This window comes from Nocardioides ultimimeridianus (assembly GCF_054777895.1).
In genome coordinates this window covers 214523-238647 of the sequence record NZ_BAAHAB010000013.1, presented here as the reverse complement: position 1 = coordinate 238647, position 24125 = coordinate 214523, and the positions used below count along the sequence as shown (strand labels likewise).

General features: G+C 70.8%; 21 protein-coding genes. 9 read left to right on the top strand and 12 right to left on the bottom strand.

Annotated features, from left to right (window positions below; all coding sequences use genetic code 11):
• Positions 1–85 precede the first annotated feature (85 nt).
• A complete protein-coding gene (locus tag ACYU8V_RS14435; RefSeq protein ID WP_460848319.1) occupies positions 86–697 on the top strand; it encodes a TetR/AcrR family transcriptional regulator in 612 nt (203 codons plus the stop codon).
• Between the two features lie 27 nt (positions 698–724).
• On the opposite strand, the gene ACYU8V_RS14430 is transcribed toward ACYU8V_RS14435, so the two are convergent.
• Together ACYU8V_RS14430 and ACYU8V_RS14425 are read right to left on the bottom strand one after the other, a co-directional pair.
• Positions 725–1813, bottom strand: a complete 1089-nt coding sequence (locus ACYU8V_RS14430; protein ID WP_460848318.1) for a carboxylate-amine ligase — start codon at positions 1811–1813, stop codon at positions 725–727.
• A 28-nt stretch (positions 1814–1841) separates the two neighbouring features.
• Positions 1842–3008, bottom strand: coding sequence for a M20 metallopeptidase family protein (locus ACYU8V_RS14425; RefSeq protein ID WP_460848316.1), 1167 nt, complete (start codon positions 3006–3008; stop codon positions 1842–1844).
• A gap of 101 nt (positions 3009–3109) precedes the next feature.
• Here ACYU8V_RS14425 and ACYU8V_RS14420 point away from each other — a divergent pair, with 101 nt between their 5' ends.
• Positions 3110–4948 (top strand): GMC family oxidoreductase, encoded by a 1839-nt coding sequence (locus ACYU8V_RS14420; protein WP_460848314.1) that lies wholly within the window; start codon positions 3110–3112, stop codon positions 4946–4948.
• Positions 4949–5209: 261 nt separating this feature from the next.
• Entirely contained in the window at positions 5210–6082 is an 873-nt protein-coding gene (locus ACYU8V_RS14415; protein WP_460848313.1) for an exodeoxyribonuclease III, read from the top strand.
• Here the strand turns inward: ACYU8V_RS14415 and ACYU8V_RS14410 are convergent.
• The 3 genes from ACYU8V_RS14410 to ACYU8V_RS14400 form a co-directional block, all read right to left on the bottom strand.
• Positions 6067–6822, bottom strand: coding sequence for an MBL fold metallo-hydrolase (locus ACYU8V_RS14410; RefSeq protein ID WP_460848312.1), 756 nt, complete (start codon positions 6820–6822; stop codon positions 6067–6069). The two genes, ACYU8V_RS14415 and ACYU8V_RS14410, sit on opposite strands and share 16 nt — an antisense overlap.
• Before the next feature lie 25 nt (positions 6823–6847).
• Entirely contained in the window at positions 6848–7975 is a 1128-nt protein-coding gene (locus ACYU8V_RS14405; protein WP_460848311.1) for a tyrosine-protein phosphatase, read from the bottom strand.
• Positions 7976–8119: 144 nt separating this feature from the next.
• Entirely contained in the window at positions 8120–8500 is a 381-nt protein-coding gene (locus tag ACYU8V_RS14400; protein WP_460848309.1) for a hypothetical protein, read from the bottom strand.
• A gap of 135 nt (positions 8501–8635) precedes the next feature.
• Between ACYU8V_RS14400 and ACYU8V_RS14395 the strand changes: the two genes are divergently transcribed.
• Entirely contained in the window at positions 8636–9397 is a 762-nt protein-coding gene (locus tag ACYU8V_RS14395) for an SDR family NAD(P)-dependent oxidoreductase (RefSeq protein WP_460848308.1), read from the top strand.
• 149 nt (positions 9398–9546) lie between these two features.
• Here ACYU8V_RS14395 and ACYU8V_RS14390 read toward each other — a convergent pair whose 3' ends face one another.
• From ACYU8V_RS14390 to ACYU8V_RS14375, 4 genes are all read right to left on the bottom strand, one after another.
• On the bottom strand, positions 9547–11487 hold the full coding sequence (locus tag ACYU8V_RS14390; protein ID WP_460848307.1) for an MFS transporter: 1941 nt from the start codon (positions 11485–11487) through the stop codon (positions 9547–9549).
• A 157-nt stretch (positions 11488–11644) separates the two neighbouring features.
• Complete coding sequence (locus ACYU8V_RS14385) at positions 11645–12556, bottom strand: phytanoyl-CoA dioxygenase family protein (protein ID WP_460848306.1); 912 nt, start codon at positions 12554–12556, stop codon at positions 11645–11647.
• A 44-nt stretch (positions 12557–12600) separates the two neighbouring features.
• Complete coding sequence (locus tag ACYU8V_RS14380; RefSeq protein WP_460848305.1) at positions 12601–13962, bottom strand: NAD(P)/FAD-dependent oxidoreductase; 1362 nt, start codon at positions 13960–13962, stop codon at positions 12601–12603.
• Positions 13959–14663, bottom strand: a complete 705-nt coding sequence (locus ACYU8V_RS14375) for a hypothetical protein (RefSeq protein WP_460848303.1) — start codon at positions 14661–14663, stop codon at positions 13959–13961. Before ACYU8V_RS14375 ends, ACYU8V_RS14380 begins: the two co-directional genes overlap by 4 nt.
• A gap of 241 nt (positions 14664–14904) precedes the next feature.
• Here ACYU8V_RS14375 and ACYU8V_RS14370 point away from each other — a divergent pair, with 241 nt between their 5' ends.
• The 4 genes from ACYU8V_RS14370 to ACYU8V_RS14355 are packed head-to-tail and all read left to right on the top strand — an operon-like array spanning position 14905 to position 20010.
• Positions 14905–16437, top strand: coding sequence for a flavin-containing monooxygenase (locus ACYU8V_RS14370; protein WP_460848301.1), 1533 nt, complete (start codon positions 14905–14907; stop codon positions 16435–16437).
• Positions 16430–17362 (top strand): alpha/beta fold hydrolase, encoded by a 933-nt coding sequence (locus tag ACYU8V_RS14365; RefSeq protein ID WP_460848300.1) that lies wholly within the window; start codon positions 16430–16432, stop codon positions 17360–17362. Before ACYU8V_RS14370 ends, ACYU8V_RS14365 begins: the two co-directional genes overlap by 8 nt.
• A complete protein-coding gene (locus tag ACYU8V_RS14360; RefSeq protein ID WP_460848298.1) occupies positions 17346–18734 on the top strand; it encodes a flavin monoamine oxidase family protein in 1389 nt (462 codons plus the stop codon). The genes ACYU8V_RS14365 and ACYU8V_RS14360 overlap by 17 nt, the downstream gene beginning before the upstream one ends.
• A gap of 37 nt (positions 18735–18771) precedes the next feature.
• The gene (locus ACYU8V_RS14355) at positions 18772–20010 is read left to right on the top strand and encodes a PucR family transcriptional regulator (protein WP_460848297.1); all 1239 of its coding nucleotides are present in this window, start codon (positions 18772–18774) and stop codon (positions 20008–20010) included.
• On the opposite strand, the gene ACYU8V_RS14350 is transcribed toward ACYU8V_RS14355, so the two are convergent.
• The gene (locus ACYU8V_RS14350; RefSeq protein WP_460848296.1) at positions 20007–21398 is read right to left on the bottom strand and encodes an MFS transporter; all 1392 of its coding nucleotides are present in this window, start codon (positions 21396–21398) and stop codon (positions 20007–20009) included. The two genes, ACYU8V_RS14355 and ACYU8V_RS14350, sit on opposite strands and share 4 nt — an antisense overlap.
• A 256-nt stretch (positions 21399–21654) precedes the next feature.
• Here ACYU8V_RS14350 and ACYU8V_RS14345 point away from each other — a divergent pair, with 256 nt between their 5' ends.
• Positions 21655–22527, top strand: a complete 873-nt coding sequence (locus tag ACYU8V_RS14345) for an NAD(P)-dependent oxidoreductase (protein ID WP_460848294.1) — start codon at positions 21655–21657, stop codon at positions 22525–22527.
• Positions 22528–22573: 46 nt separating this feature from the next.
• Here the strand turns inward: ACYU8V_RS14345 and ACYU8V_RS14340 are convergent, their stop codons facing one another.
• Positions 22574–23176: a TetR/AcrR family transcriptional regulator gene (locus ACYU8V_RS14340; RefSeq protein ID WP_460848292.1), complete on the bottom strand. Its 603-nt coding sequence runs from the start codon at positions 23174–23176 to the stop codon at positions 22574–22576.
• Positions 23177–23232: 56 nt separating this feature from the next.
• Positions 23233–24120, bottom strand: coding sequence for a phytanoyl-CoA dioxygenase family protein (locus ACYU8V_RS14335; protein ID WP_460848291.1), 888 nt, complete (start codon positions 24118–24120; stop codon positions 23233–23235).
• Positions 24121–24125: the final 5 nt, after the last annotated feature.

Genomic DNA, 24125 nt, shown 5'->3' with positions numbered 1-24125 from the left:
CGACGTACGGTTTCTCAGTCCACCAGCATTTCGGCGGCCCGTCAACAGGTCGACAAGGAAACCGTCAGTCCGTACGATTTCTCGGGTGCCCCCACCACCCGTCCGCCGCACCCAGGCGGAGCGGCGCGCGCGGACCCGCGCGCTGATCCTCGACGCGACGGCCGCCTCGCTGGTCGAGAAGGGCTACGCGGCGACCACGGTGAGCGAGGTCCAGGAGCGCGCCGGCGTCGCCCGCGGCACGCTCCAGCACCACTTCCCCACCCGCGCCGAGCTGCTGCTCGCCGCCACCACGCACGTCGTCGACCTGCGGCTGGCGGCGTTCCGGCGCAGCATCGACGAGATGCCCGCGGACGCCGACCGGATCAGCACCACTGTCGACCTGGCCTGGAACGACCTGAGCGGCCCGGTGTTCTACGCCGCGGTCGAGCTGTGGGTCGCCGCGCGCACCGACCCCGAGCTCCGCGCCAGCCTGCTCGCGGAGGAGGAGCGTGTCTTCCGCGAGATGCGCATCCTGTACGCCGAGGCGCTCGGCGCCGACCTCGCCACCGACCCGCGCGCCGCGACCCTGGTCGAGTTCACCGTCGACTTCCTCTCCGGGCTGTCGATGATGTCCATGCTGACCGGGCGGCGCCCCGAGACGGAGAAGACCGTGGACCAGTGGAAGCAGGCGCTCGCGATCCTCGCTGCGTCGATGTAGTCGATGTAGTCGATGTAGTCGATGTAGTCAGGCGATGGTCCGCTCGGCGAGGGTCTCGACCACCGCGGCGATCCCGCCGTCGGCGTACGCCTCGCGCTGGAGCCGGGCGCCCGTGCCGCGCTCGCGGATCCGGGCCAGCCCCTCGGCGACGAGGCCCTCGTCGCCCGCGCGGGCGAGCTCGGGACCGACCAGGTCGACCAGCCGATCGACCAGCTCGCCGGCCGGCACCAGCCCCGACCCGTCCGGGTCGACGAGCCGCTCCTCCATCCCCCAGCGGGCCGCGCGCCACCGCGCCGCGTGCACCAGCTCGCCACGGGTCGCGGGGGCCGCGCGTCCAGCCGCCGCGCATGCCGCCGCCGTCGACACCAGCGCCCGGACCAGCGCCGCGAGCACCGGCGCGTCCGCGACGTCGGCGCACACGTCGCAGACCCGGATCTCGACCGTCGGATAGCTCGCCGACAGCCGCGCGTCGAAGTAGATCATCCCGTCGTCCAGCGCCGCCTCGGTGGCGATCAGCTGCTTGCGCGCGCTCTCGTAAGCCTCGACCGTGCCGAAGGGGTCGGTCGCGCCGGCCGTCGGCCACATCCCCCACAGCACCGAGCGGTAGCTGGCGTAGCCGGTGTCGCTGCCGGCGAGGTACGGCGAGTTCGCGCTCAGTGCGGCCAGCAGCGGGAGCCAGCCACGGATCCGGTCCAGGACCGCCACACCCTCCTCGGGCGACGCGATCGAGACGTGGACATGCATGCCGCAGGTCAGCTGGACGCGGGCGAGCTGGCCGAAGACCTCCCCCATCCGCTCGTAGCGCCGGTCGACGGTTGCGGTCGTCTCCTGGTCGAGCGGACTGGTCCCCGACGCCAGGAGCCGTACGCCGTGCTGCGCGGCTGCGTCGGCGAGGGCCCGTCGCCGCGCGCGCAGGTCCCGCTCGATGTCGGCGATGCGGCGGTGCGGCGCCGTACCGCTCTCGGCCTGCTCCTGCTTGAACTCGTGCTCGAACTGTCCCTCGCCGAGCCGGTTCGCGGTGGCCACGACCTCCTCGCCCACGGACGCGAGCAGCGGCGAGCCGCTCTGCACGAGGAGGAACTCCTCCTCCACGCCGACAGTGCGGATCTCCGACATGGCTCCCGGTTCCCCGAACCCGGGAACGTCACTCCATCAGATCGAGCGCACCGAGGTAGCCGGCGAGCAGCGCGTGCGCGACATCGGCGATCACCTCGTCCGGCGGGTCGAACGACGGGTGGTGCAGCGACGCGCCCGCGTCGGGGAGGCCGACGAACATCATCAGGCTCGGCGCCGCCGCCCCGAAGTAGGAGAAGTCGTCGGCCCCGCAGGACCGCAGCGAGGTGTCGACCGTGAGGTCGAGCGCCGTCAGCCAGTGGTGCGTGTACGCCGCCAGCCCCGGGTCGTTCACCAGCGCCGGCTCGCCCTCGTGGACGGTGACCGTGCCGGTGCAGCCGGCCGCGGCGGCCGCATGCTCGACGGTGGTGCGGACCTCCTCGTGCGCCGCCGCTCGGTCGGTCTCGTCGAGCAACCGCAGCGTGCCCTCCGCACGGGCCTCGTCGGGGATGACGTTGGCCGCGGAGCCCGCCTGGATCGTGCCGATCGTCAGCACCGCCGCGTGCAGCGGGTCGATGCGGCGGCTGACCACCTGCTGCAGCGCGACGACCACCTGCGCGATCGCGACGACCGGGTCGCGGGTCAGGTGAGGATAGCCGCCGTGCCCGCCCCGGCCGGTGACCACGATGTCCACGTGGTCCGCGGCGGCGTTGACCGCACCGGGCACGGCCGCCACCCGGCCGGACGGCAGCTGGGGCTGGACGTGCGCGGCCACGACCGCGGCGGCGCGGTGGCGCGTCAGCACGCCCTCGGAGACGATGTCGCGCGCACCCGACGGCGGCCGCTCCTCGCGCGGCTGGAACAGCGCCAGGATCGGGGCGGGCAGGCCCTCCTCCTCGTCGATGCGGCGCGCGGCGCGGCCCAGCGCGACCAGCGCCGCGAGGTGCACGTCGTGCCCGCAGGCGTGCATCATGCCGTGAGGCCCGGGCAGCCCGTCCAGCTCGGCCCGCAGCGCGACGCAGGGCCCGTCGGACCCGCCGATCCGGACGACCCGGCCCGTGCCGGCGACGCCCTCGCCGTGGCCGAGACCCAGCGCATCGACCACGCGCTCCGCCGTACGCCGTTCAGAGCCGGAGGGCTCCGGATCGGCATGCAGCTCGCGGCGCAGCGCGATCGCCGCGGGGAGCTCGGCGGCGATGGCCGTGCGGAACCGTTCGAGCAGCTCTGCTCGGGCCTCGAGAACCGGCGGGTGCGTCATCCCCCCGAATGTAGCGGCGCCGCTCCACCCGCGGATCCGCCGACATTCCTTGACCGCTTCGCCTGTTCCCAGCGAAGGCTCGCAGCGCTACGTTCGGCTCCATGACCACGTCCGCGGACTTCGTCGTTGTCGGTGCCGGCTCAGCGGGGGCGGTGATCGCCGCGCGGCTCTCGGAGGACCCGAGCGTGTCGGTCGTGCTGCTCGAGGCGGGCGGGCACCCGCCCGCGGCCGAGCTGATGCCCGCCGCCGCGCCGGCGGTGCAGCAGGACAAGGACACCGACTGGATGTACGTCGCCCAGGCCGGCGGCTGCGGCCGCGGGCTGGACGGCGGGCTGATGTTCGTGCCGCGCGGCAAGATGCTCGGCGGCTCGTCCGGCATGAACTACATGGCCTACGTGCGTGGGCACCCCGGCGACTTCGACGCGTGGGCGGCCGACGGCGCGACCGGCTGGTCGTTCGACGACGTACTCCCCTACTTCCGCAAGAGCGAGGGCCTGGTCCCCAGCGACGCCATCCCGATCGACGCGGCCGCGCACGGCACCGACGGCCCGCTCGGCGTGGCGGTGCGCAACCCGGTCCTGCCCGGCGCGCAGGCGTTCGTCGACGCCGCGGTCGCGGCAGGCATCCCCGCCGGGGACTACAACGGACTGTCGCGCGGCGGCGCCGACGGGGTGGTCTCGCTGCTGCAGACGACCACCAAGGACGGCAAGCGCTCCAGCACGTACCACGCGTTCCTCGAGGGTGAGGCCGAGCAGCGGCCCAACCTGACGATCGTGACCAAGGCGCAGGTGACGCGCCTGGTCATCGAGGGCTCCGGCGACGACCTGCGCGCGACCGGCGTGGAGTACATCGGCGACGACGGGACGCGCCAGACCGTGAGCGCCCGCAACGAGGTGATCGTGAGCGCCGGCGCGGTCGGCTCGCCGCAGATCCTGATGCTCTCCGGGGTGGGCGCGCGCGAGCACCTGGAGTCACTCGAGATCGACTGCCTCCTCGACGCGCCCGAGGTCGGCCGCCACCTCAAGGACCACCTGCAGCTGGGCCTGATGTTCGCCGCTCCCGGGCTCGGGGTGTCGATGGCCGCGATGGGGGTCGCAATGGGTCCGGACGCACTCCGCGCGCCGGCCGGACCGCTCCCCGCCGACCCCGCCGACGACGCCTCGCTTCCGCCCGAGCTCGCCGGCCTGCGCGCCGAGGCCGAGCGCCAGCTGGTCGAGTGGTTCACCACCGGGTCCGGCCTCGCCTCCTCCTCGCTGTACGACGCCAGCGCCTGGTTCTCCACCGGCCTCGGCGACCCGCACACCCACGACGCCCAGATCGGCCTGTTCGCCTGCGGCTACAACGGCGACATCTGGCGCGTGTGCCTGCGGATCGACCCCGAGGAGTTCTTCGCCGACCTGGCGACGACACTGGCGCCGACGGCGGAGAACATGATCGTGCTGGCGAACCCGGTGCAGCCGCACAGCGAGGGCGAGATCCTGCTCGCGAGCGCCGACCCGCTGGCCGCCCCCGACATCCGGATGAACTACTACGCCGACCCGCACGACATGGCCGTCATGACGGCCACGGTCCGCAAGTGCCTCGCGGTGATCGAGCAGCTCCGCGCGACCCACCAGATCGGCGACCTGCTCGTGCCGCCGGCCATCGCCGAGCGGCACGGCTGGTCCCCCGGCGACGACCTCGGCGACGACCTGATCGAGGACCTCGCGCAGCACTACTCGATGAGCGTCTACCACCTCACCAGCACCTGCCGGATCGGCTCGGTCGTCGACCCGGAGCTGCGGGTGATCGGAGTCGCCGGCCTCCGGGTGGCCGACGCCAGCGTGATGCCCAATGTTGTCAGTGGTAACACCAACGCCGCCTCGATCATGATCGGCGAGAAGGCCGCCGAGCTGGTGGCCCGCGCGCACGGGGTGAAGCTGGCCGAGTTCGTCGCCTGACCCGCGAGGCGTCCCCTCTGCACTGCCGAAGCGTCACCTGTGCACTGCCGAAGCGTCACCTGTGCACCGCCGAAGCGTCACCTGTGCACCGCCGAGGCGTCGCCTGTGCACCGCCGAGGCGTCACGTGTGCACCGCCGAGGCGTCACCTCTGCTCCCGCGGAGCGTGCAGAGGTGACCTCTCGAGCATGCGGAGGTGACGCCTCGCGGGTGCGGAGGTGACGCCTCGCGGGTGCAGAGGTGACGCCTCGTAGCATCGCGGGGTGCTCCGCATCGCCACCGTCAACGTCAACGGCATCCGCGCCGCCCAGCGCCGCGGCTTCGGCGACTGGCTGGAGAAGCGCGACTGCGACGTGGTCACGCTGCAGGAGGTCCGCTGCCCCGAGGACGCGCTGCCAGAGGGCGCGTTCGGCGACTACTCCGCGGCGTACGACGCCGGGGTGATCAAGGGCCGCAACGGGGTCGCGGTGCTGACCCGCGAGCCCGCGGCGGCGGTCCGCAGCTGGTCGGTCCCCGACCCCACCCGGCCGCTCCCGCGCAAGCTCCACCCCCATGCCGAGGAGGGGCGCTACATCGAGGTGGACCTCGCCGGCGTACCGCTGACGGTGGCGAGCCTGTACCTGCCCAAGGGCGGTCTGCCCGCGCACCTGCAGGACCCGAAGCGGATGCGCGAGGCGCCCGACGGCGGCGCGAAGTACGCGCGCAAGATGGCCTTCCTCGCCGGCTTCGCCCGGCACCTGGCCGCCTCCCGCAAGGCGGCCGCCGCGGCGGGCCGCGAGTTCCTGCTGACCGGCGACCTCAACATCGCCCACGCCCCGGCCGACGTCGCCAACTGGCGGCGCAGCCACCAGGTCGAGGGCTTCCTGCCCGAGGAGCGCGCCTGGCTGGACGCGCAGCTCTCGCCGCGCACCCTCGTCGACGTCGTACGCCGCCTGCACCCCGACGAGGCCGGGCCGTACTCGTGGTGGAGCTGGCTCGGGCAGGCCTACGCGAAGGACGCCGGCTGGCGCATCGACTACCACCTGGCCACCCCCGGCCTCGCCCGCACGGCGACCCACGCGGAGGTCGACCGCGAGCACGTCGGCGTGCGGCTCAGCGACCACGCCCCGGTGGTCGTCGACTACGACTTCGGCTGAGGATCAGCCCAGATCCCGGCCACGGCCGCGCTCATCGGACCACGATGGACCGGGCCGTGTCCCGGCACCAGCACGTCCGCCGGCAGCCCGGCGAGCACCTCGAGGCTCCTGGCCATCTCGGCCTGGTCCTCGCTGAAGAAGCCGGGCAGCAGCTGGGGCCGGGGCGGGCCGGGCAGCAGCGGATGGCCGGTCACGAGGGCGTCACCGGCGAAGACGACGCCCTCGTTCTCCATCAGGTACGCCGTGTGGCCGGTGGTGTGCCCCGGGGTGGCGACGGGCACCAGGCGGCCCGGGACGTCCAGCGCTTCGCCGTACGCCGCCGCCGCTGCCTGCGGGACCGACATCGCCAGGTGCGGCAGGCAGGCCCGCAGCGTCTGGGCCACCCAGACCAGGCCCGCCCGGTGCCGGCACTGCGCCAGCATCTGCGCGGGGCTGATCTGCTCGAGGTACTCACGGTGTGCGTGCGCCACCTCGGCCTCGCCGGTCAGGACCGGGACGTCCTTCACGGCCAGCAGTGCAGGTATGCCGCCCAGGTGGTCGAGGTGGGCGTGGGTGAGCACGATCGCCTCGACGTCCTCGGGCCGCCGGCCGATCGCGGCGATCGAGGCGAGCAGCGCCTTCGCGTCGTTGGGGTAGCCGGCGTCGACGACGGTCAGGGCATCGCCCTCGGTGACCAGCGCCCAGTTGACGTTGGTGCCGGTCACGAGATGCACGTTCGCGCTGACCTGGGCGACCCTCACCGAGCAAGACTCCCACGTGGCCGCGCTACTTCGACAGGTAGAGGCTCTTCAGCTTCGCGACGTCGGCCGAGGTGAGGCCGAGGCCGAGGCGGAGGTAGTTGCTCCAGCTCCCGAAGGTGGTGAGCGCGGTGTGCTCGGCCGCCTCGATGTAGTCGGCCCTCAGGAAGAAGTCGGACTGCTCGTGGGTGAACCCGATCGACTCGAAGTAGTCGGTGTACCCCTGCAGCATGTCGACGTTGTACCTGTTGGAGGCGAGGTAGTTCCGCATCGCCGCCTGCGGGGAGACCCCCAGCACGCGCAGGAGGACGTACGTCGCCCAGCCGGTCCGGTCGTCGCCGGCGGTGCAGTGGTAGAGCACCGGGGCGCCGTCGGACGCGAGCACCTCGTCGAAGAGCCGACGGAAGCCGTAGGTCTCGGCCGGGCCACCGCCGAGCTCGTCGTAGATGAACATGTACTGGCCACGGGCGTAGCCCATGAGCCTGAAGACGTCAGCGGTGTCGAGGCCCCCGATGTTCCAGGTCACCGAGGCGTCGTCGTTGGCGAGGATGCTGTCGCTGATCGTCGGTACGCCGGCGGGCAGCTTGTCGGGTGCCTGCGCGACCTCGTCGGGGGTCCGCAGGTCGATCGACTTGGTGACGCCGAGCGCCGCCAGCCTCGCCACCTCGGCGTCGGTGAGCTTGTCCATCGCGCCGCCGCGGAAGAGGAGACCCTCCTTGATCCACCGGCCGTCCTCGGTGCGGATGCCACCGATGTCGCGCAGGTTCGGGTCGTGGGCGAGGCCGAGGCTCTGGGGAGCGACCGCGACGGACCTCTTCCCGTTGGTCAGATGGAAGTACCAACGCTGACCGGAGGCCAGCGTGCCGCTCGCGACCTTGATGCTGGCATTCGCAGAACCGTGGCCGACGACCGTGCCGGGCTTGGTGGCGGCCGGGTCGTGGTTGGCATAGACGGTCACGGGTCCACCCGTGGACCTCCACGTGACCTCGTAGCCGCCCGCGGACCGGCTCGCGCGAGCGGCGGTGAAGACGGAGGCGGTGCTCGACGAGGCGTGGACCGCGCCGTCGGCCGGGGGCAGCAGCAGCGCGACGAGCGCGGTTCCGGCGAGGGTGATGATGCGCAACGACCGGGTGCGCGTGAGCAGAGGTCGGACCACAGGTGCGTCCCTTCCTACGGGCCAGACCCCCATGGTCCGGCACTGAGCGTGCCTGGACGCTAGGGGCCGCCGCACCGCACGGGCCGAGGTCCGCCACCAAGATCCCCCGGTCGTCCCTCCCCCGGGCGGGGGTACGACGCCGGGTCAGGCAGGGAGCTGGAGGGTCCGGCCCGTGCCGCGGACCAACGTGCGCACGGCCGCGCCGTCACCGGACTCGACCAGGTTGGCGACCAGCTCCACGGCATGGGTCGCCTCCCGCGCGTCGACCATCCGGGCGGTGAGCGTCAGCCAGCCGACCGCGCTGCCGAGGTGATCGTCGACCTCCAGCACGTCGTAGCCGGCGAACGCGCCCGGCGTACCGCACCAGCGGACGGAGAGCCGCTGCCTGAGCACGTCGAGGCGCTGGAGGAGGTGGCCGGCCGTGAGGGTGCCGCCGGGAGCCGCCTGCATCATCGAGCTCTCCACGAGCTCGGCGAAGTCAACGAGCTCCGAGGGGAGGCAGACCGCTTGCATCTCGGTCGACATGGGATCTCCGATCATCCGACTTGGTCGTATGATCATATTCAAGATCCTGCCGGTTCCACAAGGTCCTCACCGGCCCACACCACCGACGTCGCGAGCCCTTCGCGACGCTTCACCAGACCAGGGAGCCACCACCCGATGAACGTGCTCGATTCCTTCCGCCTCGACGACCGGGTCGCCGTGATCAGCGGCGCCTCCTCCGGACTCGGCGTCGACTTCGCCGTCGCGCTCGCGCAGGCCGGGGCCGACGTCGTGCTCGCCGCGCGGCGTGCCGACGGCCTGGCCCGGACCGCGGAGCTGGTCCGCGAGCTCGGCCGCGAGGCGCTCGCGGTCGAGGCCGACGTGAGCGATCCGGACGACTGTCGTCGGGTCGTCGACGACGCGATGGCGCGGTTCGGCCGCGTCGACGTACTGGTCAACAACGCGGGCATCGGCACCGCCGTCCCTGCTCTGAAGGAGACGCCGGACGAGTTCCGCCGGGTGATCGACGTGAACCTGATGGGCTCCTACTGGCTCGCCCAGGCCGCGGCCGGCGTCATGCTGCCCGGCAGCAGCATCGTCAACATCTCGAGCGTGCTCGCGTTCACCACCGCAGGACTCCCCCAGGCGGCGTACAGCGCCAGCAAGGCCGCCGTCGTCGGCCTGACCCGCGACCTCGCCCAGCAGTGGACCGGGCGTCGCGGGATCCGGGTGAACGCGATCGCGCCCGGCTACGTCGCCTCCGAGATGACCGCCGTGTACGACGACCGGCAGCTCGCCCCACTGCTGGACCGGACCCTGGTGGGCCGTCTCGGCACCCCGCGCGAGATCTCCTCAGCGCTGGTGTGGCTGGCCTCCGACGCCGGCTCATACGTGACCGGCCAGACCATCGTGGTCGACGGCGGGTTCACGACCACCTGACGCCCACGGCGAGAGGCCACCTGCTCGAGAAGCCCGATCAGGCGGCCTCCCGCCGAGGACGACCGGCGAACGACGCTGCGGTCGGGCTACGTCGTTCGCCGGTCGCCCAGCCCGGGCGATCCCCCACGCCCACCCGAGTGGTCCGTGACTCAGTCGCTGCGACCCTGGAGGGCGGCGAGCTCGGCCGCGACGCGCCGGTCGTGCTCGGCCGCGTGCTGACGGGCCTTGCGCGGGCTCCAGAAGCCGGCCATCAGGAAGATGAACGGGATGAACAGCAGCTCGCCGACCACGGCCATCCAGAAGTACTTGCGCCACTGGCCCGGCGCGTCGTCGACGGCCTTCTGGACCACGGGACCCTTGTCCTGGAGGTAGGTCATGTCCTTGGCCGGGATGGCCCCCAGTGCCTGCAGCTCGTTGCCGGCCTTCTGCACGGCGGCACCGTTCTCGTTGAGGAAGGCGAGGTCGGCGGCCGGGACGGACGCCACGCTCAGCAGCCGAGAGGTCGCCCGGACCGCGGAGATCTTGAACGCCTTGGCGATCTCGCCGACGGCCTCGGCCTGGGCCTGCCGGTCCCCCGGGTCGGCGAGCAGCGCGGCCTGCGTCTTCGGGTCGATGACCGCGATCGTCGCGAGCTGCTTCTTGTACGTCGCGCCGAGGGTGAACACCTTGCCCACGACGGCCGGGCTCTTGCCGGAGATCTCGCTGACGGCCTTGACCTGGGCGCCCGTGTCGTCGGGCTTCGCCGTGAGCGACGCCGTGGTCGCGGGTGACAGCTTCGCCGCGGTCGCCAGCTCGGCGTCGTACTTGGTGGCCAGGGCCTGGACCTGGGGACCGTCGTTGACGAGGGTGTTCACGGTCGTGACCACCGTCGGACCGAGGATGATGGCCGCGGCCGCGATGCTGCGGATGGTGAGGCCCCACAGCGACAGCCCCGTCGCGACGAGCGCGGGGTTGTGGTCCTCCACCGTCTCGGTGTAGCTGGCCATCCAGGGCGCGAAGCCCATGCCGAGGAAGATCGCCATGGCCGACATCCAGACCGCCAGGGTGGTGTAGCTCGTCGCGGTGTCTCCGGTGACGTGGATGAATCCGATGGTCGTGATCACGGCTCCGACGGCGCCGACCAGCATGAACGGCTTGCGCACGCGGAACAGGTCGGAGAGCAGACCGACGACGATCAGGGAGACGGCCTGCGCCGCCCACATCCAGCTCGCAAGCGAGTTGGCGCGGGACTCGGAGTAGCCGAACACGACCTGGAAGAACAGCGGGAAGAAGGACACGGCCACGTAGTAGATGAAGAAGAACAGGCTGATGCCCACGGCGGAGCCGAGGATGTCGAAGCGCAACATCTGGCGCAGCGGGTTCTTCAGCGCGGACTCGACGTCGATGCCCCGTGCGCGTGCCTCCACGACCGCCAGGTCCTTCTCGCTGACCAGCACCTGGTCGCGCAGCTCGGGCGACAGCTCCCGCAGCCACAGCGCGGCGATGACGAAGACGACGAGCCCCGCGGCTCCCGCGATCCAGTACTGGTCCTGCCACGCGTGCAGGTGCGGGGTCCAGCTCACGACGACGGTCGAGACCAGGGATCCGAGGACGGGACCGAGCGTCCAGAAGCCCATCGCCGACGCACGGCCCAGCTGCGGGCTGAAGTCGCGGACGAGCGCGGGCGTCGCCACGAGGACCACGCCCTCCAGGGCGCCGAGGACGGCGAACCAGAAGCCGACCGTGAAGGTCGTGTGCGCGCTGGTGATGCCGAACAGGCAGACCAAGGCACAGGCGAGGACACCGACCGTGACGAGGTTGGCTCGGCCGTACCGGTCCGTGACGCCGGCCGCCATCGAGGTGAGGGCGCTGCAGACCACGGAGACGACGTTGATCCACACGAAGCCCATGAAGGACATGCCCGTGGTCTGCAGCAGGTTGTCGCTGACGCTGTTCGCCACGTAGTACTGGTAGTAGAACAGCACGGTGGTCAGGACCACGATCGCCAGGCACGCCAGGCGGGTGCCGAGCCCGGGGTAGTGGTGCAGCTCGCGCCTCCAGAGCCGACTCAGGCGAGAGGCTGGAGCAGGGGCGGATAGATCTACGGTCATATCTGATTCTCCTTGGTGAGCCGCCGAAGCTAGTGGGCCGATCGGTGATGGGGGTCGGTGGGAGGCAACCCCTCACCCGAACGGGCGATGTCAGGAGGTGCTCGGAGCTGGTGATCGGTGGTGCCGGGGATGATGCGCCCGGCACCACCGATGTCTGTCAGACCTCGGCCGGGACCGCCGCGTCGTCGAACTGGGCGAAGGAGTTGGTGACCTCGGCGCCCTCCCCCTGGAGGAGGAAGATCGGGTCGGCCATGACCCCCTGGTGCTCGACGAATCCCGTGCCGGGCGCGCAGACCGACCAGCCGAGCAGACGCTGGATGTCCTCGTCGAAGCCCTTGACGACCTCGGCCGGGTAGGTCAGGTAGGCGTTCTCCTCCTGCCGCAGGAACCCCAGGTCCAGGCCGATGGTGAGCCCGATCCGGTTGCTGTCCGAGGAGTTCGTCCCGCCACCGTGGAACGTGCCGCCGACCCAGATCAGCGCAGAGCCCGCACTCATCTCCGTCGGCACGGCCTCCTCGACACGAGGACCGCGGTCGTCCCCCCACAGGTGACTGCCCGGGACCACCATGGTGCCGCCGTTCTCGGCGGTGAAGTCGGTGACCGCCACCATGATCTGGAGACGCGCCTGGCGGTAGCCGGCGGGGTGACGCCACTGCCACACCGTGTCGTCGCGGTGCAGCGGCTGGGCACCCTCGCCGGGGTGGATGTCGATGATCGAGCTCACCCCGACCTGGTACGTCGGCGCCAGCTCGATCTCGTCCTCACCGATGTGGACCGGCACCGGCACCTCGAGGAAGTGCTTCGCCAGGCCCGCGTAGTGCGGGTGGCGCACCGCGGTGGCGGCGTGCCGGGTGTGCTGGAAGATCCCGTACAGCCGCTTCGTCCTGTGGCCGGAGAAGTCGTCCTGCCCGTACGGCGTGCCGGCCATGGCGGCGTCGATCTCCGCACGCAGCTCGGCGACGGTCGCGCTGTCGAAGAAGTCCTTGATGATGACGCCGCCGTCGCGCTCGATCACGGCGATCGCCTCATCGAGCGTCGCGCTCGGGTCCAGCGCGGTGAGGGTGGTCATGTCATGCCTTTCGTTGGTCTGTGGGCGTTGTGGGGCGAGGAGGCTCAGGTGAGGGAGAGAGCCGCACGGCGAGCGCGCCGCCGGCCGCCGTTGAACAGGTCGCAGATCCGATCGACGGCCCAGACCGTGCGCATCCCGGCGGGGCTCATCAGCATGAAGGGCGGGAACTTCGGCTCCTCGAGCCAGATGCCCGCGAGATCGTCGTGCAGGGTGCCGTCGACGATGTGGTCGGCGATGAGCGAGCCGATGTACGGCGCCTGCGCGAGGCCGTGGCCGTTGCAGCAGATCGAGTAGTAGACGTTGTCGCCGATCATGCCCGCCAGCGAGATCCACGACGACGTGATCGCGATCCAGCCACCCCAGGCCCGGGCCACCTTGATGTCGGAGAGCGACGGGAAGCGCGCGTGGAACGCGCTCTCCAGCTCCTTGACCAGACCCAGGTCCGGCGCCTTGTCCTTGGGCAGGGGGTAGCTGGTGCCACGCTCGATCCGGCGTACGCCGATCACGATCGTGTCGCGCTCGGTGACCCGGAAGTGCTCCATGATCTGGTGCTGGCTGATCGTGCCGGTGCGACTGGTCCAGCCGAGCGCCTCGATCCGCCGGGGATCGATCGGCTCGGTCTCGGCCTCGATGAGGTAGGTCGGAACGGAGAGACGCTCGGGGATGATGTCCCACTCCCCGGAATAGGCGTTGGTGGAGAGCACCACCTTGTCGGCGATCACGGTCCCGCCCGGCGTCGTGATGACGACCTTGCCGTCGGGGCGGCGGCGGACGTCGGTGACGTAGCTCTGCTCGTAGACCTGCGCCGAGCTGGCGATCACGGCGGCGCGCAGACCCCGACACATCTTGCCGGGGTTCAGCATGCCGCCGGCCTCCTCCATCATGCCGCCGATGAAGGCGCGCGGCAGGCCGAGCTCCTCGGCCGTGCCCACCTGACCGCGGCCACCCGCCTTCCTCAGGATCGCCGCGCAGGCCTTCACGCGCAGCATCTGGATCGGCGAGATGGCGACCATGGCCAGACCGTTGGGCACCCAGTCGCAGTCGATGTCGAGGTCGCGGATCTTGTCGCGCAGATACTCCGCGGCGTGGTCGGCCAGCAGCACCATGCCCTTCATCTGCTGGGGGTAGAAGAGCTTGAGCATCCGCAGGTCGCCGCCGGGGGCGCCGGAGATGTGGCCGCCGTTGCGGGAGCTGGAGCCGTAGCCCAGGAACTCCGCCTCGATGAGCGCCACGTCCTGGCCGCGCTCGGCCAGGCGCAGGGTGGTGCCCATGCCGCCCACGCCGCCACCGATCACCGCGATGTCACAGGTGACCTCGCCGCTGACGGCCGGCCGGAGGTCGGTCGGAGGGTCGATCCAGCCGCTGAAGGTGTGGAGCTCGACGCTGGTCGATCCGTACGCGGTCACGACGGGACACCTGCGGTCCGTGCCGACACCGTCGTCGTGGCCTCGCGGTGCTCACGCATCGCCTTGTACGCGTAGTAGTAGGTGATGGCCTGGCAGCCCCACACGGTGAGCGCGATCGTGTAGAAGATCGTGCGGGTCGCGTCGTCGAAGGAGAACGGGAAGAAGTCGTACGTGACCGCGACGTACGTCGCCGCAGCCGTCACCAGACCGGTCAGGACGGCGATCCGGGTCGCACCCGCCTGCCACAGCCGCATCGTGAAGTACGCGAGGAAGGCGGTGGTCAGCAGGTTCGTCACGACGTAGAACACGGCCAGCGCCAGGTGCGGGAAGTCGTGCACCAGGTGGTCGCTGTGCATCCGGCCGAAGATGAGCGCGCCGGCGACCGCGAGTGCGGTCGCTCCGGCCTTGACCCACGCCGGCGGCTTGTAGCCGTGGGTCACCGCCAGCAGGCCGATCACCAGGATGAGCGTGATGCCGAAGGACCGCGAGAACGCGTCGAGGGCATAGGCCAGGTCGTACAGGGGGCTGGAGGTGTGCGCGCCCAGCAAGGACCACAGCAGGAAGTTCGTCGAGGACACCGCAACGACGAAGTACTCGAGCGTGAGCAGCTGGTTGCGGTAGGTGCGCCAGATCTTGATCCCGAACGTCCAGGTCGTCGCCATCAGCCACAGGTCCGCCGCCAGGAACAGCAGGTCCTTCATCGCGGTCTCCTTCCATCGTTTCCGTTCGCCCGATCAGGTCATCTGATCAAGACATCTGGTCGAGTTTGTGGCGCACGCCACTCGCTGTCAACGGGTGTGGCCCACCTCGCGGCCACTTCGGGCGAAGTCGGTGCAGCGTGCACCGGAGCCCGCAGAACGAGGTGCGCGCTGTCGTTGTGACCCCAGTCATAGGAGGTGACAGTGGTCTGCACCTGTACGTATCCAGCAAGGGGTTGGCTTCATGACAACTGAGGTATCCGAGGCGGTCGAGCAGCTCGACATCGTGATCATCGGCGCGGGCATCTCCGGGATCGGGGCAGCGACGTACGTGACCCGCGAACTGCCCGGCAAGTCCGTCGCGGTCCTCGAGGGACGCGACTCCATCGGCGGCACCTGGGACCTGTTCCGGTATCCCGGGATCCGGTCCGACTCCGACCTCCACACCTTCGGCTACGAGTTCAAGCCGTGGCTGCACGACAACGCCATCGCGGACGCGCACCTCATCAAGGACTACCTGCGGGAGACGGTCGAGGAGAACCGCCTCGACGAGCTGGTCCGGCTCCGCCACCGCGTCCTCGCCGCGGACTGGTCCTCCGAGGAGTCGCTGTGGACGCTCACCGTCGAGGTGGGCGACACCGACGGCAGCACACGGACCACCACGCTGCGCACGCGCTGGGTCTTCGCCGCCACCGGCTACTACAAGTACGAGGAGGGCTTCAGCCCGCGGTTCGCCGACCAGGAGCGCTTCGGCGGCCTCGTCGTGCACCCGCAGCACTGGCCCGAGGGCCTGGACTACGCGGGCAAGAAGGTCGTCATCATCGGCAGCGGCGCCACGGCGGTCACCATGGTGCCGGCCATGCTGACGGGCGAGGGCGCGGCCGCCCACGTGACCATGTTGCAGCGGACGCCCACCTACATCATGTCGATGCCGCGCGTCGACAACGTCGCCCTGAAGCTGAACAAGCTGCTCGGGCCGGAGCGGGGCTATGCGGCCACGCGCTTCAAGAACATCTGGATGGAGCGCGGCGTCATCGTCGCGCTCCGACGCTTCCCGAACGCAGGGCGCAAGTTCATCCGCCACGACAACGCCAAGCGCCTGCCCAAGGGGTACGACGTCGACAAGCACTTCAACCCGCCGTACAACCCGTGGGACCAGCGGCTGTGCCTGGCCCCGGACGGCGACTTCTTCGAGGTCATCAAGAAGGGCGACGCGTCGGTGGTGACGGACCGGATCCTGCGCTTCAGTGAGCGCGGCATCGTCCTGGAGTCCGGCGAGGAGCTGGAGGCCGACATCATCGTGACCGCCACCGGCCTGAACATGCAGCTCTTCGGCGGCATGCCCATCACGGTCGACGGCGCGAAGGTCGACCTCGCCGACACCGTCGCCTACCGCGGCATGCTGCTGAGCGGCATCCCGAACTGGGCGATGGCGATCGGGTACACGACCTCGTCGTGGACGCTCAAGATCAGCCTGATGTGCCGCTACTTCATCGACCTGGTCAAGCACATGGACAGCAACGGCTACATCGACGCCGTCGCCGTCGCCGATCCCGGCATGGAGCACCGACCGGTCATGGACCTCCAGTCCGGCTACGCCCAGCGGGGGGCGCCGTACCTGCCGAAGCAGGGGCCGTCCGCTCCCTGGCGGATGGCGATGTCCTACCAGGAGGACGCGAAGGCGCTGCGGGGCCCGGTCTTCGACGAGCACCTCAGGTTCGGCGTCCGGCGACGGGCGTCCGCGGGCTCGAGCGACAGGACCCCGGCCAATGTCTGACGAGAACCCGGCCCCCGACCAGTTCACCCAGCTCGCCTCGGGGATCCGCATCTGCTTCCGCGACCACGGCTCGGTCACCGACCCGGTGATCCTGCTCGTCGCGGGCATGGGAGAGGACCAGACCTTCTGGGGCGACGCGTTCGTGTCCGCCCTCGTCTCGCGCGGCTACCGCGTGATCACGATGGACAACCGCGACGTCGGCCAGTCCACGTTCATGGCGGCCCCGCCGCCGGCCGTCTGGCGCCAGCTCCTCGCGCGCCCCCGCAAGGACGCGTACTCCCTGTCCGACATGGCCCAGGACTGCATCGGTGTCCTGGACCACCTCGGCATCGAGGGTGTGCACGTCGTCGGCCGCTCCCTGGGCGGCATGATCGCCCAGACCGTCGCCGCGGCCCAGCCGGCCCGGGTGCTGTCGCTGACGTCGATCTTCTCGACCACGGGCTCGACGAAGGTCGGCCAGCCCGCGAAGTCGACGCTCGGCATCCTGGCGCTCACCCCGCAGGCCAAGACCCGCACCGACGCCGTGCGCGCGCACCTGCGGATCACCCGGCACATCGCCGGTACGTCGTACCCCATCGACGACGCGGCGGAGGCGGCGATCGCCGCCGCCGCGTGGGATCGCAGCGCGGGCGAGCCGGCCGCGGGCGCGGCTCGCCAGATCCAGGCGATCCAGGCCTCCGGGGACCGGACCGCCCAGCTGCGCCGGATCACGGCGCCCACCCTCGTCATCCACGGCGACCGCGACCTGCTGGTCGCGCCCAGCGGCGGCGTGGCCACCGCCGCCGCGATCCCGTCGGCGCAGCACGTCGTGATCCCGGGCATGGGCCACCACATCCCCGACGGACTGGTCGACCCGATCACCCGTTACATCTCAGGACACGCGGACCGCGTGAGTGCAGGAGGAAGTCATGTCGAGATCTCTTGAGGCGAGCGCCGTGCGCACCCGCGTGGACGTCGTGGTCGTCGGAGCAGGATTCGCCGGCCTGAGCGCGGCCGAGCGGCTGACCAGCATGGGAGCGTCCGTCGTGGTCCTCGAGGGCCGCGACCGTGTGGGCGGGCGTTCCTTCTCCGGGGAGGTCGCCGGCGTCAAGGTCGACCTCGGGGCCACCTGGGTGTCCCCGCGTCACACCGCGATCCGCGAGCTCGCGAGGCGGGTCGGGTGCACGACCACACCCCAGTTCGCACAGGGACGCAACGTGCTGTGGATGGACGGCCGCCGGCGTACCTACAAGACGACGATCCCGCCGGTCTCGCCGGCGGGCCTGGTCGACATGGCCCGCGTGCAGATGGCGCTGGAGAAGCTGGTCGCCACGATCGACCCCGACGCCCCCTGGGCCTCACCGGACGCCGAGAGCCTGGACGCCATCTCCTTCGGGGAGTGGCTCGACCACAAGCGTGCCGGCGCGAGCACGCGCGCACTGATGACCATCGTCAGCAAGGTCCAGTGGGGTTGCACCCCCGGTGACGTGTCGATGCTGCACGTGCTGCGCTACATCCGTGCCGTCGGCGACATCGACCACATGCTCGACGTCGAGGGCGGACAGCAGCAGGACCGGATCACCCAGACCACCCAGGAGATCGCCAAGCGCGTGGCGGCCGGGCTCGGCGACCGCGTCGTCGTCGATGCGCCCGTCCGGCGGATCTCCCAGGACCAGGACGGAGTCACCGTCAGCACCGACGCGGTCACGATCGACGCCTCCTACGCCATCGTGACCACGGCTCCGGCGCACCGTGCCGACATCGAGTTCGAGCCCGCCCTGCCGGAGTCGGCCCAGGGACTGATCAGGACCTGGCGGATGGGTGCGCTGAGCAAGGCGTTCGTGGCCTACGACAAGCCGTTCTGGCGGGTCAACGGCCTGTCGGGTGAGTCCGTCACGGACACCGGCGTGGTGTTCGTCACCTTCGACGTCTCACCGGAGCCCACCGGTCCGGGCATCCTGATGACCTTCTGCGATGCGCGGACGTTCGACGCCTTCGACCCGGCCATGCGTCGCAAGCTGGTCCTGAAGCAGCTCGTCGACCTGTACGGCCCGCAGGCGAACGACCCGATCGACTACGTCGACCACTGCTGGGGCACCGACACCTTCGCGCCCGGCGGCCCCAACCCGGCCGTCGCCCCGTACGCCTTGACGACCTACGGGCATGCCCTGACCGAGCCCTTCGGGCGCATCGACTGGGCGGGCACCGAGACGGCCGGCGAGTGGGCCGGCTGCATGAACGGCGCGGTCCTGACCGGGCAGCGGGCCGCCGAGCGGATCGGCGCCCGACTCCGCTCCCAGGAACCGATGCTTGTCTGAGGTCGCCGGGCCCTCCGGATCACGGCACACTGGCGCCATGGACCGACTGTGGCCTGAGCCGAGCCCGGAGGCCGCCGACGTGATCCGGTCGGTGAGCCAGCGGCTCCTGACGGACGCCGAGGAGCTGACCGACACACTCACCGGTCCAGCGCGCACGGCCCAGAACGACCCCGCGCTCTTCGCCGACGCGTCGTTGGCCAAGGAGGACCGCCAGCTCAACCGGTCGGACCTGGTCCAGTGGCTCACGACGAACATCCAGCGACCGGGCAGCCGGGTCGAGCCCTACTTCGGGGCCAGGACGACGGAGTACATCCGTGACCTGGCCTCCCGCGGCATCGCTCCCGACTTCGCCGGGGGCTGGAGAGCGGCGCTCGGCGTCGCCTGGCGGCGCTGGCTCGAGGAGTGCCTGGCGCTGTGCTCGGATCCGGCGCTGCTCGCGGAGATCCTCGACATCTCGGCCCAGTCGATGGCTCAGTACGCCATCGACTGGGTCACCGCGCTGCAGGAAGCCAGCGTGGACGATGCCATGAGCAACGCGAACTCCGGCGCGATCGCGATGATCCAGCTCCTCGCCAGTGGGGCGTCGATCCCGGCCGACTTCGCGGAGAGCCGGCTGAACTACCGGCTTGCGCGATGGCACCGGGCGTTGGTGCTGTGGACCGACGACGTCGACCATCTCGCGGCTCTCGACGAGCTGGTCGCGGCTGTCCGCTCACCCCTGCCGGGCCGCAACTCGCTGGTCGCGCGCGGCAGCGCCACCTCCCGCTGGGTGTGGCTGTCGGGCGCCGCCTCGCCGGACCTGCACCACGTGGAGAAGACGGTGGCGAAGGCCGACGGCGTGCAGGTGAGCCTGGGGCGCGCGGGCCAGGGCCTGGAGGGGTTCCGGTCCTCGCACCAGGAGGCCCTGGCCGCGCAGGCGATGATCGTCCGCCTCGGATCGCAGCGTCGGCTCACGGCGTACGCCGACGTGGAGCTCATCGACACGCTGACCAAGGACCGGGCGAGCGCCCAGCGGTTCGTCACCCACACCCTCGGGCCGCTCGCCGAGGCGGACGAGTCCCTGCGGGAGGCCCTGCTGACCTACGTCCAGTCCGGCTTCAACACCACGCGGGCCGCGGCGACGCTGTACGCCCACCGCAACACCGTGGAACGCCGGGTGTCCCGCGCGAACGAGCTGTCCACGATCAAGGTCGAGGACAACCCCGCCCACGTCGCGGCGGCGCTCCTCGTCCTCGAGGTCGCACCGGACATCACCGTCGCGCCGGGCTCTGCCTAGGCCACGCTCTCCGCGTGCGGCTCCTGCCGGTCGAGTCGCTGGTACCAGCGCAGCGCGGGCATGGTCAGGGCCGTCACCCCCGCCAGGACGACGAAGGCCGTGGCCGAGTGCGTCACCAGGCTCCCGATCACGACCGCGATCACGACCCCGCCCAGGTTGCCGGCCAGCCAGATGAGGCCGGCGGCGGTCCCCTCAGCCTCGGGAGCGTGCTGCTCGGTGAGAGCGAGCACGATGGGGAGGGCCGGGAGGAGCACGAACCCGACGGCGATCAGCATGATGTAGGCCAGGGCCGTGCTCGGGATGATCGCAAGGTGCAGGCATGCCCCTGCCGTGATCGCGATGCCGAGACCCATCAGCTGCACCTCGCGGTGGTGGCGATCGGCCCAGACGGGAACGACCGCACATCCGATGACGCCCGCGATCAGGGTGAAGGCCAGGATCAGGCCCGCGCTCGACTCGGAGACCCCGGCGGGCTCGAGAAGCGGCTGGGCGTAGGTGGCCAGCGCGATGAACGTGCCCATCGGAATCGTCACGGCGACGCACAGCCGGCGGAGGCGACGGTTGCCGAACGCCGCACGGAGGGCGCGGATCCCGTTCGTGGCGGGGATGGAGTCGGCCCCCTGCAGGGGCCGCACGAAGTGGAGCGCGCCGAGGAAGCAGAACCCCGCGTCCATGGCGAGCATGGCGGTGATCAGCGTGAGGGTGTGGATGTGCTGCTGGCCCGGCAGGCAGGCGCCGAGGACGTATCCGACGACCATGCCGGCGAAGGTCGCCGCCGAGGCGATCGCGATCCCCGCGGTGCGGTCCTTGGCGGCCAGGTACACGACGACCAGTCCGGTGATCCCGTTGAGGACGAAGGGCTGCCCGAGGGCCGCGACGACCTGTCCGATCAGGGCCCACGAGTAGTCGTCCGCGACGAGCCTGAGGAACGCACCGGCCGCAGTGAGGACCGCGCCGATGACCAGCGCGGGGCGGAAGAAGCGGTCGAGGACGAGTCCCACCGGGATGGCCAGGATGACGTAGACCAGCGGGAAGACCTGGGACAGCCATCCGATCGCCGCGACGGAGACGCCGAAGTGCAGCGCCGCGTCGTGGGTCACCGGGGCGTAGTTGACCAGGAGCGCCTGCGTGGCGGCGGCCATCACTCCGTACGCGAGGATGACCGACCAGCGGCTCCTGCCCCCGGGCGCGTCGGGAGCCTCCGCCACGGAGGACCCTGCCGGCGCGGTGACGACGGCCGCGGTCGGCGCGGGGCGAGGCCGGAGCCCGAAGGTCTCGTTGCGGCGCTGCGTGCTGCGCTTCACCACGACCGTCGCGACAGCCCCAGCGCCGGCGGCGGCGACCCTCCGGGAGCGCCGCTGGGTGATGGTCAACTGATTCGTCGTCATCTTGATCGTCCTTCCGCGTGACTGACATCACCACTGTCGCGACTCCGCACCGACCCGGCTACGACACCGTGCACCCCGATTCGGACCGGCGTGTGCACGGTGTCGATGGCGACCGGGCCATGCCTGCCGGCCACGGACCTCCGAGGACGTCCCCTGCCCGACCGGGCGGGATTCCGGGCCGGGGCCTTGACACCGAATTCGTACCCTGCGGAAACTGCGGTCATCCGACTCGATCATTTGAACAGATAGGACCACCGTGTCGAACGAGCGCATGCAGAACGACGTCGCCATCCTGGGCTGCGGCAACATGGGGGCTGCGTTCGCGCGCGCCCTTCTCGCGTCCGGACGGAAGGTGGCCGTGTGGAACCGCACCGAGTCCCGCGTCCAGCCCCTGGCAGAGCTCGGCGCAGACGCGCACTCCACCCCGGAGGGCGCAGCCCGCTCCTCCGCCGTGGTGATCGTGTGCGTGGCCACCGCCGCCGATGCGCGCGAGGTCATCGAGAAGGTCGGTGTCGATGAGTTCGGCGACCGGACCGTCCTCAACGTGACGAGCGGGACCCCCGACGAGGCTCGCGAGCTGGGCCGGTGGGCGACCTCGCACGGACTGCGGTACCTCGACGGCGCGATCCTCGCCTACCCCGAGCAGATCGGCGGCGAGAGCACGCGGATCCTGGTGGCCGGCAGCGACGCGCTCTGGCAGGAGAACGAGACGCTGATCCGGACGCTCGGCGGCCTCTCGGCGTACACCAGCGACGACTTCGGGTCCGCTGCCGTGGTCGACACCGGCCTGGTCGGCTCCTTCTACTTCTCGACCCTGGTCGCGTTCATCGAGGCGGTCCGGTACATGACCCACCGCGGTGTTCCGATCTCGCTCCTCACCGACATGCTCGGCGACACCACCACCACGCTGCAGCACCAGCTCGGGCTGCTCCTGCGCCGCATCGAGGCGGACGACTACACCACCGACGAGGCCACCCTGCAGGTCTACGCGATGGCCGCGCAGTCGTTCTCGGCCGCGATGGACGTCGATGGCGGAGCACCGATCTCCCGCCTGGCATCCGAGATCCTCACCAAGGGCGTCGAGGCCGGCTACGGCGAGGTCGACCTCGCGGCGATCTACCAGCTCTGATCCGTACGCCGGGCGGCGGGCGCGATCGTCGCGTCCGCGGCCCGGCTCACGCCGTCTTCTGGCGCTTCCGCCGCCGGAGATAGGCCTCGAGCATGTCGGCCCCCACCTCGGCGTGACGCAGCATCCCCTCGGGATCGGCCTCGGTGATCACCTGCATGGCCAGCCCGTCGACGATGGCCGTGAAGATGCGGGTGAACGACTCCAGGTCGTCCTCATCGGCGATCGTCCCCCGCACCCCACGGAAGACGTCCTTCCACGCGCCGACGAACTTCTCGTACGCGCGGCGCGCCAGCTCGGCGTCGTTGCGCTCCGCCCAGAGCCAGATCTCGAGCTGGGCCCGCGAGTGGTCGCGGTTGCGCAGGCCCCAGGAGACCGTCGCCAGCAGGAGCTGACGCGCCTCCGCGGCGAGGGACTGCCCCGGCCTCTCCAGGCTCTCGAAGTCGGCCCGGAGCAGCTCGGCCAGCTCCTCGAACACCGCCCAGAGCAGGTTCTCCTTGGTCTGGAAGACGTAGTGGAGGGTCGCCAGCGGCGCACCCGCCTGCTCGGCGATGCGCCGCGTGGTCGCACCGTCGACGCCTTCGCGAGCGATCACCTGGACGGCGGCTTCGATGAACTGCTGACGCCGGACGTGGGTCGGCACGTGAGCCACGGTTGCTCCCTTGGGTGACTTGATCACTTGAACAAGTCAGAGAGTAGCAGCAGCGTCTACTTGTCGAACTGCGCGTAGGAGTTGGTGACCTCGGCACCGTCCTGGAGCAGGAAGATCGGGTCGGCCATGGTGCCCTGGTACTCCACGAAGCCCGTGCCGGGCGCGCAGACCGACCAGCCGAGCAGACGCTGGATGTCCTCGTCGAAGCCCTTCACCACCTCGGTCGGGTAGGTCAGGTAGGCGTTCTCCTCCTGCCGCAGGAACCCCAGGTCGAGACCGATGGTGAGCCCGATCCGGTTGCTGTCCGAGGAGTTCGTCCCCCCACCGTGGAACGTGCCGCCGACCCAGATCAGCGCAGAGCCCGCGCTCATCTCCGTCGGGACCGCCTCCTCGACCTTGGGGCCCCGCTCGTCGTCCCACAGGTGACTGCCCGGGACGACCATCGTTCCGCCGTTCTCCGCGGTGAAGTCGGTGACGGCGACCATGATCTGCACCCGCGCCTGGCGGTAGCCCTCGGGGTGACGCCACAGCCACACGCCGTCGTCGCGGTGCAGCGGCTGGGCACCCTCGCCGGGGTGGATGTCGATGATCGAGCTGACCCCCACCTGGTAGCTCGGCGTCAGCTCCATCCGGTACTCGCCGATGTAGCCCGAGCGCGGCACCTCCAGGAAGCGGCTCGCGATGCCGGCGTACATCGGATGCCGTACGGCGGTCGCGGCGTGCCGGGTGTGCTGGAAGATCCCGTACAGCCGCTTGGTGCGGTGCCCGGAGAAGTCGTCCTGGCCCCACGACGCGGGCTCCATCGCGACGTCGATCTCCTTGCGCAGCTCGGCGACGGTGGCGCTGTCGAAGAAGTCCTTGATGATGACCCCGCCGTCGCGCTCGACGATCGCGACCGCCTCGTCGAGCGTCGCACTCGCGTCCAGGGTGGTGAGTCCGGTCATGGCAC

Excerpts from the sequence above, each read along its gene's own strand:
- ACYU8V_RS14400 (WP_460848309.1), bottom strand. The coding sequence starts at position 8,500 with ATGTCGACCGAGATGCAAGCGGTCTGCCTCCCCTCGGAGCTCGTTGAC.
- ACYU8V_RS14375 (WP_460848303.1), bottom strand. The coding sequence starts at position 14,663 with ATGAAGGACCTGCTGTTCCTGGCGGCGGACCTGTGGCTGATGGCGACG.
- ACYU8V_RS14365 (WP_460848300.1), top strand. The coding sequence starts at position 16,430 with ATGTCTGACGAGAACCCGGCCCCCGACCAGTTCACCCAGCTCGCCTCG.
- ACYU8V_RS14390 (WP_460848307.1), bottom strand. The coding sequence starts at position 11,487 with ATGACCGTAGATCTATCCGCCCCTGCTCCAGCCTCTCGCCTGAGTCGG.
- ACYU8V_RS14335 (WP_460848291.1), bottom strand. The coding sequence starts at position 24,120 with ATGACCGGACTCACCACCCTGGACGCGAGTGCGACGCTCGACGAGGCG.
- ACYU8V_RS14355 (WP_460848297.1), top strand. The coding sequence starts at position 18,772 with ATGGACCGACTGTGGCCTGAGCCGAGCCCGGAGGCCGCCGACGTGATC.
- ACYU8V_RS14425 (WP_460848316.1), bottom strand. The coding sequence starts at position 3,008 with ATGACGCACCCGCCGGTTCTCGAGGCCCGAGCAGAGCTGCTCGAACGG.
- ACYU8V_RS14370 (WP_460848301.1), top strand. The coding sequence starts at position 14,905 with ATGACAACTGAGGTATCCGAGGCGGTCGAGCAGCTCGACATCGTGATC.
- ACYU8V_RS14360 (WP_460848298.1), top strand. The coding sequence starts at position 17,346 with ATGTCGAGATCTCTTGAGGCGAGCGCCGTGCGCACCCGCGTGGACGTC.
- ACYU8V_RS14350 (WP_460848296.1), bottom strand. The coding sequence starts at position 21,398 with ATGACGACGAATCAGTTGACCATCACCCAGCGGCGCTCCCGGAGGGTC.
- ACYU8V_RS14420 (WP_460848314.1), top strand. The coding sequence starts at position 3,110 with ATGACCACGTCCGCGGACTTCGTCGTTGTCGGTGCCGGCTCAGCGGGG.
- ACYU8V_RS14385 (WP_460848306.1), bottom strand. The coding sequence starts at position 12,556 with ATGACCACCCTCACCGCGCTGGACCCGAGCGCGACGCTCGATGAGGCG.
- ACYU8V_RS14430 (WP_460848318.1), bottom strand. The coding sequence starts at position 1,813 with ATGTCGGAGATCCGCACTGTCGGCGTGGAGGAGGAGTTCCTCCTCGTG.
- ACYU8V_RS14395 (WP_460848308.1), top strand. The coding sequence starts at position 8,636 with ATGAACGTGCTCGATTCCTTCCGCCTCGACGACCGGGTCGCCGTGATC.